Source organism: Bombilactobacillus sp. ESL1092 (assembly GCF_058107465.1).
In genome coordinates, this window is record NZ_CM176594.1 from 14,528 (window position 1) to 28,113 (window position 13,586).

The following is a 13,586-nucleotide window of genomic DNA, read 5'->3' on the forward strand; positions in this document are numbered from 1 at the left end:
TCTTATTTACCTTGCTTTTGGCGATGATAATCCGAATAGCTATCTACAGGCTGATATTTGTTCTTACCTTCTTTTTGAGGAGTTTTATAAAGAACTTTCTTATCTTTAGTTTTATCTTTTACTAACATATCATTCCGATTAGGCATATCCATATTCCCATAAGAGTAGTCATAATTAAAGTGTGAGCTATTTTCATTGGATAAGTTCATATCATTTTGATTGGCGTAATTATACGATGGTCCATTCACAAAACCGGCTAAATCATCGGTCTGCCATTCAGTTAAATTTCGCCCACTCTTACCAATGGTCGTTGCCGAATCAACATGTAACAATTGCCCCGTTTGATTATTAATAATGAATTCTACATGAAAATTAGAAAGCAATTTATAGTTATGTGAAGAACCAATGCTCGGATAAAAATCCTTAGTTTTCGATTTATTATGAGCTCTCGCACTTTCACTACCGACTTTAAACTGCCCGGTTTGACTCAAATCATCTAAATATTCACCAGGGGTCACGTGCAACTTCTTAGCTACCTGTTCGACATATTTAGCGTTGGAGTCCGAAATATAATAGCGCAATTGGTGAATTTCCGTAGCTAACGTCCCACTTGCTGTAGACAGACCACCCTTTTTACCCTTAGTAAACGGAAAAGCGGTTTGCACAACTTTAGGCAACAAGGTTTGTAGCAATTCATTGTCAAAGGGATTCAACATTGGAAAACCATGTTTCAATTTCAAATAACCCTTTTCTACGGTCGCCCCTAAGTACTTCAGCATAATCGTTAACGCTGAACTAGCCGCTTTTTGACTAACTCCGGTTTGCGCATACGGGCGAAACAATGCATTAAAGGCAGAAGAGCCGACTTGACGAGCCTGCTTAAATAAATGATTTAATTGTTTTGATAATTTATTTCCTTTTAAGTTCTTGATACTATCATTCAAAAAGTGTTCATAACTGGTTAAGGCCGCAGTATTCCAACCATCGTGTCCTAACTCTGTTAAAAAAGCCGCCATCTGAAAATGATCTTTGCCTTGTCCTTTAATCCCAGCGGTTACTGCCAAATCGCTTTTAACATGTACCAGATTATGACTTAAATCTTTTAACGCTAATGGCAGGGTGCGATTATTATAATTTAATACTTTGCGCTTCGTTTGTTGTACCAATTGGATCGTTTTACCCAGTGCTTCGTCAGCTTGATCATCGATTAATTGGCAATCCGCGCCAGCTTCAAGCGCTAATTGGTAGGCTTTGTTCAGTCGGGCCATCGTTCTACCATTTAATTCTTTGGTCTTAATCAGAATTTTTTCCAGATCATCTAAATTATCGGTGTCAATTTTAGCTTGGCTACTACTATCAACATCTGCCTTAAAGTCATTAATTAAGCGTTCCATACCTTGCGCTAATTGATCTAACTCACTTGTTAATTGTTGCGATTCACGACCATGCGCTGCTTCGACATACTCGGACATTTGTTGTTGCGTTTTCCCGCTGAAGCCTTCAGAATTCGGCACAGCTTTCATCTTGACACTGGTATCTTGTAACGCACTTTTTAAAGCTTGAACTTGTGTTTGTAAATGATAGTTATTTTCTTCTAACTTGCTCATGTCAATTTTAACCATTAATTTCTCCATGTTCTGTATTATTTCGAAATTAATATATTATATTTATATATAATAATTTTTAATTTTAATGGCAATATATTAATTTGATAGTAAAATAACATATCCATCAAACATAGTAAAGCAGTAGTATTATGCCAAGCAAAAAATAGATAACAGAGCATACAATTAATATAAAACCAACAATTGAGTAATGTTTTTAGATATATTTGTATCTAAATTAGCCAAGCAAAATAAATTTAATTGGTTTTAATTAATTTATTAATTTCTGCAGCTAAAGATTGATCATTTAAAAATTCTGCAATGGTTTTAATTTGTAATAACTGCTGCTTACCCTGAAGCGGATCTTCTTTCAAGAATAAAATTTTAGCTAACTCATATTTTTGCAACAAATGAAATCCATTCAGGGTAATACCTACTACTAGCTCTGAACTCAATTGTAAAATTTGTTTTGCCTGATCAAAGTCACAGTGTTCAATCATCCGATCGGCACAATTTAATAATAATGTAGCAAAAATTTCATCACCATGTGGATAATGCTGGTAACGTTGTTGCACTTTGAGGGCTTCAGTCAATAAATTGATCATCAAATGATACGGCAAAATATAACAATTATTCGCAAAAAATTTCACATCCGCTAAAGTCCAAGTCGCTAAATTAGCAAAATAATTGGTAACTAACTGTAACTCTGCTTGCGGCAAAGGCTGCTTTTGTTGATAGCAATTTAATAAACGATAACTCGCTAATTGAATGCGTTGCATTTTACCGGGATTGTTCTCTAAGCTTTGTATAGTGCGCGCAAAATCTTGGACATCACCATTGTTAAATGCTCGCGTTGCTAGAAATTGATAATAAGCAGCTCTTTGTGGCCGATAACCCTGATCAATCCATTGAAATTCTTCCAAACTAATCATTAAGTTATCTAAAATTTGGTTAAATTTATCCGCAGCTATCATCCGCAGCCCTTTTTCAAATTGAATTGCGTTCGGCTTGGAACAAATTCCTAAATAAACGCTTTTGAGCGCCAAGTCTTTTGCCAAACGAATTTTTTTTATTGTTGGACCATACATTTCAACACCACCTAGTTAAGAAAAGTTAACTTTTTCAAGTTAAGTCTATTTAAGCATTGAATAATAACTTTATCAAAACTAAAGGATTGGTTGAAACATGCTTAAGTTTATTCGACAAAACATTAACTTTACACAAATTGCGGGCATCAATTTGCTTTCCAAATTAGGAGATCGTTTGTTTTACACGGCGATGCTAACAATTGCCGCAACCCTACCACAAAATCAAATCGCTGTTACTATCGTCTCTGTCAGTGAGACCTTACCAATTGCTTTTAGCTTCTTTTTAGGCAGTTTAGCTGATCAACAGGCCAATAAATTACGTTTACTGAGTCATAGTTCCCTCTTGCGCGCCTTTTTTTATAGCTTAATCGCTATTTTAGTCAGTCGACATGCCACCTTAATGCTATTAATCATGATGGCTAATTTGAACTTCTGCTCTGATTTATTGGGTAACTACTCAGCTTCATTAGTCATCCCGTTCACGAAAAGTTTAGTGCGTTCACCAGATTTAGAACAGGCTCAAGGACTAGTCAGTTTGACCAACCAATTAGTTAGTGTACTTGCAACACTTTTAGGTTCAGTCTTACTAATTTGGTGGCCTCCTAAGTTAATAGCGCTCTTTAATGCGGGAATCTTTTTAGTAGTTGGTCTAGGTTATCAAATTTTGAAACCAACTTTAAAGGCAACCGAACGCCAAATACCTAAAAATAGACAAACTTCAACTTGGATAACTACTTTGCAAAATTTTAAATTATTAAAGAGCCAACCGCATTTATGGAACACTTTAGGTCAATTGGCTTTGCTGAATGGCTTCTTTGGTGGATTAACCCCCATTTTCGTCTTATTTCTCAAACACAACCACAATCTTTTATTAGTGCCACGTTCGATCAAAATTGCTTTACTATCTGGACTAACCACTTGTATGATGATTCTAGGTAACAGTCAAAGTAATAAAATACTAACCAACACTGCCATTAAAAAATTAGCTATCAGCGCCGATTGTTGGCTGAGTTTAACCGCAGTAGGTTTATTGCTGAATAACATCTACCTAATTTTCTGGAGTGTGGCCGTTGTTGCATTTTTATTGGGCTTAATTTCACCACGTTTTTCTGCTCAAGTAATTCGCGTCTTTCCAGCTGCTCGTTTAGGAGGCATCGTCACTATTGCTAATTCACTTTTAGTTTTAGCACCACCAATGACGAGTTTACTTTTTCCCACGCTGAGTCCTTTAGCTACTTCAGCTTTGGAATTTATGGTTTGATTGCTATTATTCTAGGTAGTCGGAAATGTAATTAGAGAGCTAATTAAGTACTACCATTCCTATAATCCATCATTAAGGAAGAATAGTTGAATTTCGTATCTACACAGAATACATTAAACTCGTAATAATAATTCAGGAGGAAAAAATATGGTACTTATTAAAGAAAAAACACGATTAGAAAAGTGGGGGAACTCTCAAGCTATTAGAATTCCTAACCAGATTATTAAACAATTAAAATTAGATGATAATCAAGACTTGACCGTAACAATTGAAAATGGATCCATTGTTTTAACCCCAATAAAAAAGAAGCCAACTAATATTCACGAACTATTCAAGGACTGGCAAGAAGACGGAAAGCAGGAGCACGAACTTGATTGGGGAAAGTCAGAGGGCCATGAACTTCAATGGTAAGCGAAAGCGATATATTTTATGTTAACTTTAATCCAAATCGTAGTCATGAACAGATGAATAAACGGCCAGCCATTGCTCTAAGTAATGATCTAGTAAGACAAGTAATATGACGATTATGGCTCCAATAAGCAGTATCGCACGTGCTTTTCCAATGTATCATCGACTAACTGCAAGCAAACAGTATCTGGAAAAGTATTATTAGATCAAACAATAGCCTTAGATTTGCGAGCAAGACACGTCACTGATGAAGCAATTGTTGTTCAGTATTGATAATGAATAAAAAGAGTCATTTATTTTATTTATTATCATATAAGTAAAAAGCAGGTGATATCCTCTAACAAGGTTATCGCCTGCTTTATTTATTATTGAATATTAATACTATAAATGATTTACCAAACATCATTGATACTCGATACCACTCCCATGTCAAAATCTTCAGCGGATAACTTGGTTATCTGCTCAAATCTGTTAACTACAGTCGGTTGTGGTAATTTAGTTCTTAAAAGCAATCTAGATTCAATCTTGATTGGCACCCAATATCCTAAATCATTGAGATCAGGATATTTATTGACATCAATTTGAATATTATTTTTTAGAACAAATAACATAGTGACCTCTTCCAAAGAACTAGACATAGTTTTTAAAAACTTTTTCATAAATATTACACTTTCTTACTCAACTAATAGATTTCAGAAAACAGTAATTTGATTTTAAACACATAAATAATTTATTATATGAAATTCAATTCTTGTTTACCTATTCAAGCTTTAGTATCTAGTTTAATCTAAATAAATTGCATTAACTTCGATCTTGAAAGCTAAAGTTTAATTATTTGATTAAGCTTTTATAATTTCTTCAATGACCATTGCTCATCTAAGACTGCTTCAGTATTCTCAGCCAAATCCTTATCAATCTGAACTTGAATCCGTTTCTTTTCTTTAACTACCATGTTTTTCTTGCCTGCCTTTCTTGTTGTACTCAAATGATAATTACCTTTTGAGTATGAATTCAATCAATTTAAACTACTAAAGACTATTATTAGCGAATAGAATCCTAGTATAAAATAATTATTTCATGTCATGTATCTAACAAATAAATGTAAAATTGATGACGATTATCCTACCCAATAAAACTAACCAAAAGTTGCCTAAATATTCCTATGATATTACTTCTAATAAAGCTAGAACAAAAATCGTTTAATCTGCGCTAGTAGAATACGCACATTATTCTTATTGTCCTAGTTTTTTTATCTTTATGCCAATTAGCTACCTGTTAAAGATGATTATCATAATTTATCGTTATAAGCTAACAAGCTATTTTTTAATTATGCCTTTAAAATTTGTTCAATGGCCGCCGCTACTCCGTCAGCAACGTTCGTCGTAGTTACAAAATCGGCTTGCTTTTTAATAGCTGCCGCAGCATTGGCCATCGCAATACTTTGACCAGCAACTTGAAACATTGCCAGATCATTTTCACCATCACCAATGGCATAACACTGCGTTAAATCCAATGACAATTCTTGGCTTAATTGTTTCAAAGCTTGTCCTTTACTACAATTTGCTGCCATCAGCTCTACATTCCGTGACGAAGAAGAGACAACACTCAATTCTTGATTCATAGTTCTAATTTTTTGCAACAACGCCGATTGTTCACTAAAAACTTCAAATTTAAGCATCTGCTGCTGTTTTGTTTTCATGATATTCACATTATCAACCGGTTGATTAACCTGATAAAAGGCATGATTATAAAATTGCTGTGCTTGCCGTACCTCAGCCGGATCCAAACTAGCACTACGTGCTTGTGCTATCTTCCATAAACTAGCATTAGTTTCAGGATAACGCCGCGTATAAGCACCTTGAGGATTATAAATTGTATAAATTAATTGCTGCTGTTCACACAAAGCGATGGTTTCCTCTAACGCCGCTGTCATTGGTAATCCATGACTAGCAATGACTTGATCATTTTGGTCAACCACCAGTGCGCCATTCAGTGCGATAATCGGGCCACGCAACTGATACTGACGTAACATTTGTCTGATATTCGTCACAAATCTGCCTGAAGCAATCACTAATAAATTCTGCTCCAACCACTTATGTAAAGCTACAACATTGGGCTGTGAAATTTGCCCCTGCGCATTAAACAACGTCCCGTCTAAATCACTTACCAAAACTTTCACACTGCTCGCCTCTTTGATTAATTTATAAAAAACTAGCTTGCTCTTTTCAAGCATCAGAATCTAAAAATCTATTGCTTAATTATTCCAGGATCCTACTTGCTTTTTAACAAGTATGTTACTTAAATTTTAACAAATGCTTTTGATTAGGACGTTCTCGAAAATTAATAAACTGCGCTAAAGTTTTAAATCGTAAATAAATATTACGCTCCTTAATATACTGTAAACTACAGCCAGGCTGGCGCCGATAAGTATGGCCCGGATAAACTAATAAGTCTGGCGCTAAAGCCTTGATGCGCTGCAAGGAAGCAAACATTTCTTGATTAGCTTGATCATAGTCACCACACAAGCCACAGCCTTCCACAAATAACGTATCTCCCGTCAACAAATACTGGTCATTAATCACAAAACAACTGGAACCCATTGTGTGCCCCGGAGTTAACAAACACTTAATCTGTACGTCAGCAAACTGATAACTTTGTTCATTCTCAAATGTCGTCACTGCAATTGTTGGCTGTCGTCCTTCTTTAAGCCATTGCTGCCATTCTGGCTTAGCAACATACAAGTGGCAGTTAAAATGCTGTTGTAAAAAAGGCAGCCCTTCCACGTGATCGTGATGCCGATGGGTTAAAAAAATAGTCAAAGTTTGACTAGTATTTTGCTGTAAGAGCGGATAACTTTGTTCGATATCAGCCGGTGGATCAATTACCAACAGCTGGTCAGTTTTGGTTTTGATAATAAAATAATTATTTTTACCCCAAGAGGTACTTTTTTGTATTAAAAATTGCATGCTTTGGACCTACAATCAAAAATTTTGTGACAGCTTACTTTTTATATTATATACCATTGTGGTTCATTGCCTTGTCAAACTTAAATTTATCTTAACTAACATCATAACCACGATTTCAAACAATTTGGTTTGCTGCTTTAAGATTAATTCTGTTTCCATAACAACAGAAATCTCCAATTGATCTGTAAGTATTCTTTTAATGAATTAACGTTCTTTCAAAACCTAATTAAACATTTAATTGACGCTCAAGTTTATGATCATTAAATTCTGGTGGTAATTGGTGCTGTCCCCAATGGCTGCGCGGACTTTGTCAATAATGGTCGGATCCAAACTGACTAAACGCTTTAAATCTGCATTAAATGTGGCTCGAGGTTTAAATTTCAATTTATTCATATCCTTCATGATTTAAATTGATTCCAATAATCATCATTAGCCTCAACCGCCTGATCATCTGGCAAAACTTGTCGTTTAATAAGTTGAGCGCGAGCAATCGCATACTTCAATGAATCTTCTTTAGCTTTTAATGCTTTTTCCATCCAATACATTTTTTCCTGCGAAACAATTGCTACTGCTCAATTATTTGAACGGGCAATATAAAACGTTTTATCTTCATCATTAACTTGATCTAGATACTTTTTGAGATTAGTTCGAAAGTCACTTTGAGTTAACGCTAAGGTCATAATCAGAAAAATTTTAAGGTTATTATTATTGAATTGTTACCATCAACTCAGAAACTTTACTCATATCAAAACTCTACTCTTGAGACAAGAAATTATCATCAACTTTAGTTAACTGGGTTTGTTATTATTCTTTTTTATAGCAAATTGTCAGACCGTTATTAATGTAACGTCATCCAATTAATATCAAAATCAGATCAGACAGTCTAAACCTAGATAGTCTTTATTTCAGATCTTTCGCGCATCTAACCCTTGAATAGCATGGTCATAGGTCCAATCCTTAAGAGCTTGCATCTCGTTAGTCCGATAAAAGTTGGCTAACAATTCATTCCATTTCTCCCATTGATCTAGCAGAACATTAATCAAACCTGCTCCACCATCAATCATTAGCTTATTGGCTGCTAGAGTAGCTGTCCGTTTATTACCATCCCAAAAAATCTGTTGGCGCATATTGTGATACAGCAATGTTAAAGCCTGGTCCGTCGTCGTTTTCTGGGAATTTAATAATTCTTATAAAAAAGCTTGTTCTTGTTATTCGTCAACTAGCGGCGGCTCAAAATATTCATCACCGCCTAAATGAACCCCACCTTGCCGCCCTTGTCTTAATTCACCTGGAACCAGTGCATTTTCAGCAGCAACAATTTTATTGATCGCTTTTTCTGTGTCTAGTGTTAATGATTGTGTTTGACTAACTACATATTGCCAGCCACGCTTTAAATTAACAATCGTTAAAATATCTGCAACTGATACCCCAGTAACACTCATACCATCCATAATTGTTTGCGTTTGTGGCAAAGTGGTACTAACACCTTCAAAACGCGCATTAGTATGTACCAGCTTAGTAAAATTTGCACGCGCAAAACGCCGATTTTCTGCTGGCGTAAATTAATATTTATTAGGATACTTGGTGAATTCCGCCATTGCCGTTACCTCAATTTTTTTAATCATTAAATAACTTCTTTGTATAACTTTCACAAACATTGTATTAATAGACTTAACTGATCATTTTCTAAAAACTAACGTCATTACAAGAGCCAGTGCTAAAGTCGTTAGTGCGGGCGTGCCAGATGAATTACCATTAATATACATTACAAATAAACCAATAGTGATAATCCATAAAATTATTAATAATATTTTGTTCGTATTATTCATAGAATGACTTTCCTTTCAACAAGATCTATCAGCATCAATAGTTTAAGTATATCATCGATAAATTATTACCAATCAAAAAAATTATTTTTTCAAATGTTGACTCCTCCGCCATTATTGGGGACGTTCATCTTTTCCGTAATATTGCGGTTCAGTAACATTGAGATTCGTATTATCCAACCATTTCTTTAACCGTTGTCCTAATTCAACGGTCATAGGCCCGGTTGCTTGTAACTGGACTTGACTAATGTGATCAACATGCACGCCCGCCGAAACAACGCCAACTCCCGGTAAACTGGCCTTGATAATATGAATAATTTGCCGCGCAAGGACACCATCTTTATGTACTCGTCCATCATGACTAGGAAACGCTTGGTTCGTTATTTTTCCCGTTTGGTCAATCATGGTCAGTGCTCCAATATGTGGATGATCGCCACCAGTTAAATTAACCAAGAGATCCTTACCGATAAATTTTGCTTCAATTTGCAACGAAAAGTCTAACCGTGTAACTACAGAAGTATATTTTTTAGTCATTTTCATTCTCCTACCCAAGTCATTGAATTTTATCACTGCGCTCTTTGTCAAAAAATCATAACTGAGCGTCAAGCCAAGTTTAATTATGTTATGCTATTCTAGCACGGTAAAATCATCGAGTTCAAATTGATCTCTACTGACCATAATTATTATAATAACTGTGAAGATCAGGTCATATTTGAAACAATTAAAACTTGACACGAAATCACTACTATGAACTAACAGCAAGTGCAAACTTTATTAATCATAAATTATTCCCTAGGAGTTGATGATACATGACTAAAGAAAAATGGGATCTACGCAAGGTTCTCTCCGAGATTCAAGATGATCCGCAAAATTATCATGAAACTGATGTTGCGGTTGATCCAAATGCGGAATTAGCCGGAGTTTATCGCTATATTGGTGCCGGCGGTACAGTTGAACGGCCTACGCAAGAAGGACCAGCCATGATGTTTAACAATGTGACCGGTTTCCCCGATACCCGTGTCTTAATTGGTTTGATGGCAAGTCGTAAAAGGGTCGGTAAAATTTTACACCATGACTACAAGACGCTAGGTCAAATGTTCAATGAAGCTGTTTCACAGCCAATTGCCCCTGTAGTCGTAGCTGAAAAAGACGCTCCTGCTCATGAAGTTATCCATCGCGCAACCGATAAGGATTTTGATATTCGCAAATTAGTGGCTGCCCCCACCAATACTCCACAAGATGCTGGCCCATATATTACCGTTGGGGTCGTTTTGGGTTCTAATATGCAAAAAAGTATGTCTGATGTGACCATCCACCGGATGTGTATCGAAGGCAAAGATACACTAGGAATTTATATTATGCCTGGTGGTCGCCACATTGGGGCCTTTGCCCAAGAATACGAACAAGCAAATCAGCCCATGCCAGTTACGATTAACATTGGACTTGATCCAGCAGTCACGATTGGTACTACTTTTGAGCCACCAACAACTCCCTTAGGCTACAATGAATTAAGCGTAGCCGGTGCCATTCGCCAACAACCAGTCGAATTAGTTAATGGCGTTTCCGTGGATGAAAAGGCCATCGCTAGATCCGAGTATACCCTAGAAGGATATATCATGCCTAATCAACGGATTCAAGAAGATATTAATACCCACACTGGTAAGGCTATGCCTGAATTTCCAGGTTACGACGGCGATGCTAATCCCGCAGTGCAAGTAATTAAAGTAACGGCCGTGACTCATCGTCAAAATCCAATCATGCAAAGTGTCATTGGTCCCAGTGAGGAACATGTTAGCATGGCGGGAATCCCCACCGAAGCTAGCATCTTGCAATTAGTGAATAAAGCCATTCCGGACAAAGTACTCAATGTTTACAATCCCCCTGCAGGCGGTGGCAAGCTAATGACAATTATGCAAATCCACAAGGATAATGAAGCGGATGAAGGAATACAACGACAAGCAGCTTTATTAGCCTTTTCAGCGTTTAAAGAGTTAAAGACCGTCTTTTTAGTTGATGAAGATGTGGATATTTTTGACATGAACGACGTTGTTTGGACAATTAACACCAGATTTCAAGCTGATAAAGATCTGATGATATTACCAGGAATGCGGAACCATCCATTAGACCCTTCTGAACGGCCAGAATATGATCCCCAGTCGATTCGTTTTCGCGGCATGAGCTCTAAATTGGTTGTTGATGGTACTGTTCCGTTTGATATGAAAAAACAATTTCAAAGAGCGCAATTCATGAAAGTTCCTGACTGGAAAAAATATTTGGAGTAAATACCTAATGAAAAGAATCGTTATTGGAGTAACTGGAGCTTCGGGAACAATTTATGCAATCGACCTTTTACAAAAGCTTCAGCAAATTACTGACGTTGAAACACACTTAATCATGAGTAAATGGGCCAAACAAAACTTAGCCTTAGACACTGATTACCAGCTCAATGATGTCACTTCCTTAGCCGATTATGTCTATGATAATCGCAACCAAGGAGCAAAAATTGCTAGTGGATCCTTTTTAGTTGATGGTATGGTCATTGTACCGGCTAGCATGAAAACTGTGGCCGGAATTGCACACGGCTTTTCAGATAATTTGATTGGACGCGCCGCCGACGTCATGTTAAAAGAACAACGTAAGTTGATTGTCGTTCCTCGCGAATCGCCGTTAAGTACCATCCACTTAGAAAATTTAACTAAACTATCCCAACTAGGAGTACAGATCATTCCTCCCATCCCCGCATTTTATACACACCCTTCATCAATCCAAGATTTACTCGACCATCAATCAATGAAAGTTTTAGATGCCTTGAGCATTCCAAACGAATTCTCCCAACGCTGGAATGGCAAATAGTTCTGATAATCATCAATCTTATATTTTGACTCTTGTATCTACCAAAGAAGCTGCAGTCTTTCAATTAAGATTTTGCTGCTTTTTTTGTGCTTTAAATAAGAAAGGCTTATGTGCAGCCGCTATTAACAATAATGTCAAATAACAACTTTACTTTTACGAAAGGCTTTTTATTATGGAAAATTCCTTAGGATCATTAATCAAAGCTGCCCGCCAAACAGCTCACCTCTCACAAAAACAAGCTTGCCTCAATATCTGTAGTCAACCAATGCTCTCAGCCATTGAGCATGATCGTTATACCCCTAACGCCCAATTACTCTTTGCTTTATGTGACCGGCTACAACTCAACCTCCAAGATCTTAGCTTGGATACTAATTACGGCATTAGTGCCGATCAACGGCTCAATCAAACTTTGGAACAATTATGTAATCAGCATAAATATCAAGAATTAGCTAATTTTTTAACCAAGTCCACAACTATTAATCAAGTTGGCACTGTCTTACAAGAACAGTCGTATTACTATTATCTAGGTGTTGCTCAAGTCAATACCCAACAACTCGATGAGGGGTTGCAAAGCTTAAAATTAGCCCTGGCTGAATTGCAGCCTACCCCTAACCCCACCACTTTGACTCGCTTATGTCACATAGCTTTAGCTTATACCTACTCATGCAAATACACCTGGCAGCTAATGAAAAATTATCAAAAATTAGCCTGGCAAAATTTTGACTCCGCTCTTTATGAAGAGAATTTGAACATTATTGGTTATTTGACGGCTTTAATGACTTATAATCAAGCTGATTACGTCAAAGCTAGTCAGCAATTGACCCAGGCCATTGCCTTTATTACTCAGCATAACTCTCATTATATGTTGCTAAATTGTTATTATTTACTAGCTCAGAGTGCGGAACATTTAGATCAAAAAAATCAAGCGCAAGAAGCTCGTTTCCGCCAAGATATTTTGGCGGAATGGTTCCCTGAAGATTTACACCATGTCAACTAAGGTTCTGAGATAAGAACTAATTAGTTTTTATTAGTATTCTTATTTTTGTCAAAAATTGATTTCTCCTATACTGAAAGCATCACAAGGAGGAAATTATTATGAACCAAGTATTATTTTCAAACATGGCTTTAGCTCAAGCCAACTTAGCAAGTGTGCATCATATTTTGGATCATCCCCAAGAGTTATTACAGTGGGTGCCAGAAATTGATACTGTCCAAATGGGAGAAGCGTCCGATCGCTTTCAAATCAAGCGCGCCGATTACGCTTTAAATGATAAAGAAATTATTCAAGTGGTGGTTACTCCAGCACAAGTGAAGTATCTCAGCAGTCAAGGGCGTTTAGCCTATCAATTAATCTTTAACTTAACAGAACAAGACAAGCAAGTACTGATTCAAGAAGAATTAAGTGTTGACCCTCAAGCAACTAAGCACTTACCCATAAAGTTATTAACGCCAGTTGCCAAACATGCTTTTCAAACTAATTTAGCCAACTTAGTCCAGGTCATCGAACAACAGCCTGGATAAGTTAAAACCCAAAAAGGAAGCCTTCGTTTAATAATGACGAAGCGTTTCCTTTTTAGTTT

General features: G+C 36.5%; 13 protein-coding genes and 4 pseudogenes. 7 read left to right on the top strand and 10 right to left on the bottom strand.

Going from position 1 to position 13,586, the window contains the following annotated elements; genetic code table 11:
• Positions 1 to 2: 2 nt before the first annotated feature.
• Positions 3 to 1,622 carry a DUF3114 domain-containing protein gene (locus AC3B6Y_RS00105; protein WP_489791094.1) on the bottom strand — a complete coding sequence of 540 codons (1,620 nt, stop codon included), beginning with the start codon at positions 1,620 to 1,622 and terminating at the stop codon, positions 3 to 5.
• A 239-nt stretch (positions 1,623 to 1,861) separates the two neighbouring features.
• Complete coding sequence (locus AC3B6Y_RS00110; protein WP_489769818.1) at positions 1,862 to 2,692, bottom strand: Rgg family transcriptional regulator; 831 nt, start codon at positions 2,690 to 2,692, stop codon at positions 1,862 to 1,864.
• A gap of 97 nt (positions 2,693 to 2,789) precedes the next feature.
• Between AC3B6Y_RS00110 and AC3B6Y_RS00115 the strand changes: the two genes are divergently transcribed.
• The 3 genes from AC3B6Y_RS00115 to AC3B6Y_RS00125 all read left to right on the top strand — a co-directional run bounded on the left by AC3B6Y_RS00115 (position 2,790) and on the right by AC3B6Y_RS00125 (position 4,474).
• Positions 2,790 to 3,953 (top strand): MFS transporter, encoded by a 1,164-nt coding sequence (locus tag AC3B6Y_RS00115; protein ID WP_489791095.1) that lies wholly within the window; start codon positions 2,790 to 2,792, stop codon positions 3,951 to 3,953.
• 147 nt (positions 3,954 to 4,100) lie between these two features.
• A complete protein-coding gene (locus tag AC3B6Y_RS00120) occupies positions 4,101 to 4,364 on the top strand; it encodes an AbrB/MazE/SpoVT family DNA-binding domain-containing protein (RefSeq protein WP_489791096.1) in 264 nt (87 codons plus the stop codon).
• Positions 4,358 to 4,474 carry a type II toxin-antitoxin system PemK/MazF family toxin gene (locus AC3B6Y_RS00125; protein ID WP_489791097.1) on the top strand — a complete coding sequence of 39 codons (117 nt, stop codon included), beginning with the start codon at positions 4,358 to 4,360 and terminating at the stop codon, positions 4,472 to 4,474. Before AC3B6Y_RS00120 ends, AC3B6Y_RS00125 begins: the two co-directional genes overlap by 7 nt.
• Before the next feature lie 279 nt (positions 4,475 to 4,753).
• Here the strand turns inward: AC3B6Y_RS00125 and AC3B6Y_RS00130 are convergent, their stop codons facing one another.
• The 8 genes and pseudogenes from AC3B6Y_RS00130 to lpdD all read right to left on the bottom strand — a co-directional run bounded on the left by AC3B6Y_RS00130 (position 4,754) and on the right by lpdD (position 9,687).
• Positions 4,754 to 4,972: a hypothetical protein gene (locus AC3B6Y_RS00130; RefSeq protein WP_489758033.1), complete on the bottom strand. Its 219-nt coding sequence runs from the start codon at positions 4,970 to 4,972 to the stop codon at positions 4,754 to 4,756.
• A 260-nt stretch (positions 4,973 to 5,232) separates the two neighbouring features.
• Positions 5,233 to 5,313 (bottom strand): annotated as a pseudogene (locus AC3B6Y_RS00135) (type II toxin-antitoxin system RelB/DinJ family antitoxin); the annotation flags it as partial.
• A gap of 375 nt (positions 5,314 to 5,688) precedes the next feature.
• Complete coding sequence (locus AC3B6Y_RS00140) at positions 5,689 to 6,540, bottom strand: Cof-type HAD-IIB family hydrolase (protein WP_489791098.1); 852 nt, start codon at positions 6,538 to 6,540, stop codon at positions 5,689 to 5,691.
• 115 nt (positions 6,541 to 6,655) lie between these two features.
• Positions 6,656 to 7,327 (bottom strand): MBL fold metallo-hydrolase, encoded by a 672-nt coding sequence (locus AC3B6Y_RS00145; RefSeq protein WP_489791099.1) that lies wholly within the window; start codon positions 7,325 to 7,327, stop codon positions 6,656 to 6,658.
• A gap of 232 nt (positions 7,328 to 7,559) precedes the next feature.
• A pseudogene (locus AC3B6Y_RS00150) lies at positions 7,560 to 7,720 on the bottom strand (type II toxin-antitoxin system RelE/ParE family toxin); the annotation flags it as partial.
• A 5-nt stretch (positions 7,721 to 7,725) separates the two neighbouring features.
• A pseudogene (locus AC3B6Y_RS00155) lies at positions 7,726 to 8,007 on the bottom strand (type II toxin-antitoxin system Phd/YefM family antitoxin).
• Positions 8,008 to 8,232: 225 nt separating this feature from the next.
• Positions 8,233 to 8,925, bottom strand: a pseudogene (locus AC3B6Y_RS00160) (Fic family protein).
• A gap of 342 nt (positions 8,926 to 9,267) precedes the next feature.
• Positions 9,268 to 9,687 carry a prenylated flavin chaperone LpdD gene (gene lpdD / locus AC3B6Y_RS00165; protein WP_489791100.1) on the bottom strand — a complete coding sequence of 140 codons (420 nt, stop codon included), beginning with the start codon at positions 9,685 to 9,687 and terminating at the stop codon, positions 9,268 to 9,270.
• Positions 9,688 to 9,962: 275 nt separating this feature from the next.
• Here lpdD and AC3B6Y_RS00170 point away from each other — a divergent pair, with 275 nt between their 5' ends.
• The 4 genes from AC3B6Y_RS00170 to AC3B6Y_RS00185 all read left to right on the top strand — a co-directional run bounded on the left by AC3B6Y_RS00170 (position 9,963) and on the right by AC3B6Y_RS00185 (position 13,527).
• Positions 9,963 to 11,435 (top strand): UbiD family decarboxylase, encoded by a 1,473-nt coding sequence (locus tag AC3B6Y_RS00170; RefSeq protein WP_489791101.1) that lies wholly within the window; start codon positions 9,963 to 9,965, stop codon positions 11,433 to 11,435.
• A 7-nt stretch (positions 11,436 to 11,442) separates the two neighbouring features.
• Positions 11,443 to 12,006 (top strand): UbiX family flavin prenyltransferase, encoded by a 564-nt coding sequence (locus AC3B6Y_RS00175; RefSeq protein ID WP_489791102.1) that lies wholly within the window; start codon positions 11,443 to 11,445, stop codon positions 12,004 to 12,006.
• A 172-nt stretch (positions 12,007 to 12,178) separates the two neighbouring features.
• Positions 12,179 to 13,003: a helix-turn-helix transcriptional regulator gene (locus AC3B6Y_RS00180; protein WP_489791103.1), complete on the top strand. Its 825-nt coding sequence runs from the start codon at positions 12,179 to 12,181 to the stop codon at positions 13,001 to 13,003.
• A 98-nt stretch (positions 13,004 to 13,101) separates the two neighbouring features.
• On the top strand, positions 13,102 to 13,527 hold the full coding sequence (locus AC3B6Y_RS00185) for an SRPBCC family protein (RefSeq protein ID WP_489790371.1): 426 nt from the start codon (positions 13,102 to 13,104) through the stop codon (positions 13,525 to 13,527).
• Positions 13,528 to 13,586: the final 59 nt, after the last annotated feature.

Coding starts and splice junctions, on each gene's coding strand:
- AC3B6Y_RS00105 (WP_489791094.1), bottom strand. CDS start 1,622: ATGGTTAAAATTGACATGAGCAAGTTAGAAGAAAATAACTATCATTTA.
- AC3B6Y_RS00110 (WP_489769818.1), bottom strand. CDS start 2,692: ATGTATGGTCCAACAATAAAAAAAATTCGTTTGGCAAAAGACTTGGCG.
- AC3B6Y_RS00115 (WP_489791095.1), top strand. CDS start 2,790: ATGCTTAAGTTTATTCGACAAAACATTAACTTTACACAAATTGCGGGC.
- AC3B6Y_RS00120 (WP_489791096.1), top strand. CDS start 4,101: ATGGTACTTATTAAAGAAAAAACACGATTAGAAAAGTGGGGGAACTCT.
- AC3B6Y_RS00125 (WP_489791097.1), top strand. CDS start 4,358: ATGGTAAGCGAAAGCGATATATTTTATGTTAACTTTAATCCAAATCGT.
- AC3B6Y_RS00130 (WP_489758033.1), bottom strand. CDS start 4,972: ATGTTATTTGTTCTAAAAAATAATATTCAAATTGATGTCAATAAATAT.
- AC3B6Y_RS00145 (WP_489791099.1), bottom strand. CDS start 7,327: ATGCAATTTTTAATACAAAAAAGTACCTCTTGGGGTAAAAATAATTAT.
- lpdD (WP_489791100.1), bottom strand. CDS start 9,687: ATGACTAAAAAATATACTTCTGTAGTTACACGGTTAGACTTTTCGTTG.
- AC3B6Y_RS00170 (WP_489791101.1), top strand. CDS start 9,963: ATGACTAAAGAAAAATGGGATCTACGCAAGGTTCTCTCCGAGATTCAA.
- AC3B6Y_RS00175 (WP_489791102.1), top strand. CDS start 11,443: ATGAAAAGAATCGTTATTGGAGTAACTGGAGCTTCGGGAACAATTTAT.
- AC3B6Y_RS00180 (WP_489791103.1), top strand. CDS start 12,179: ATGGAAAATTCCTTAGGATCATTAATCAAAGCTGCCCGCCAAACAGCT.
- AC3B6Y_RS00185 (WP_489790371.1), top strand. CDS start 13,102: ATGAACCAAGTATTATTTTCAAACATGGCTTTAGCTCAAGCCAACTTA.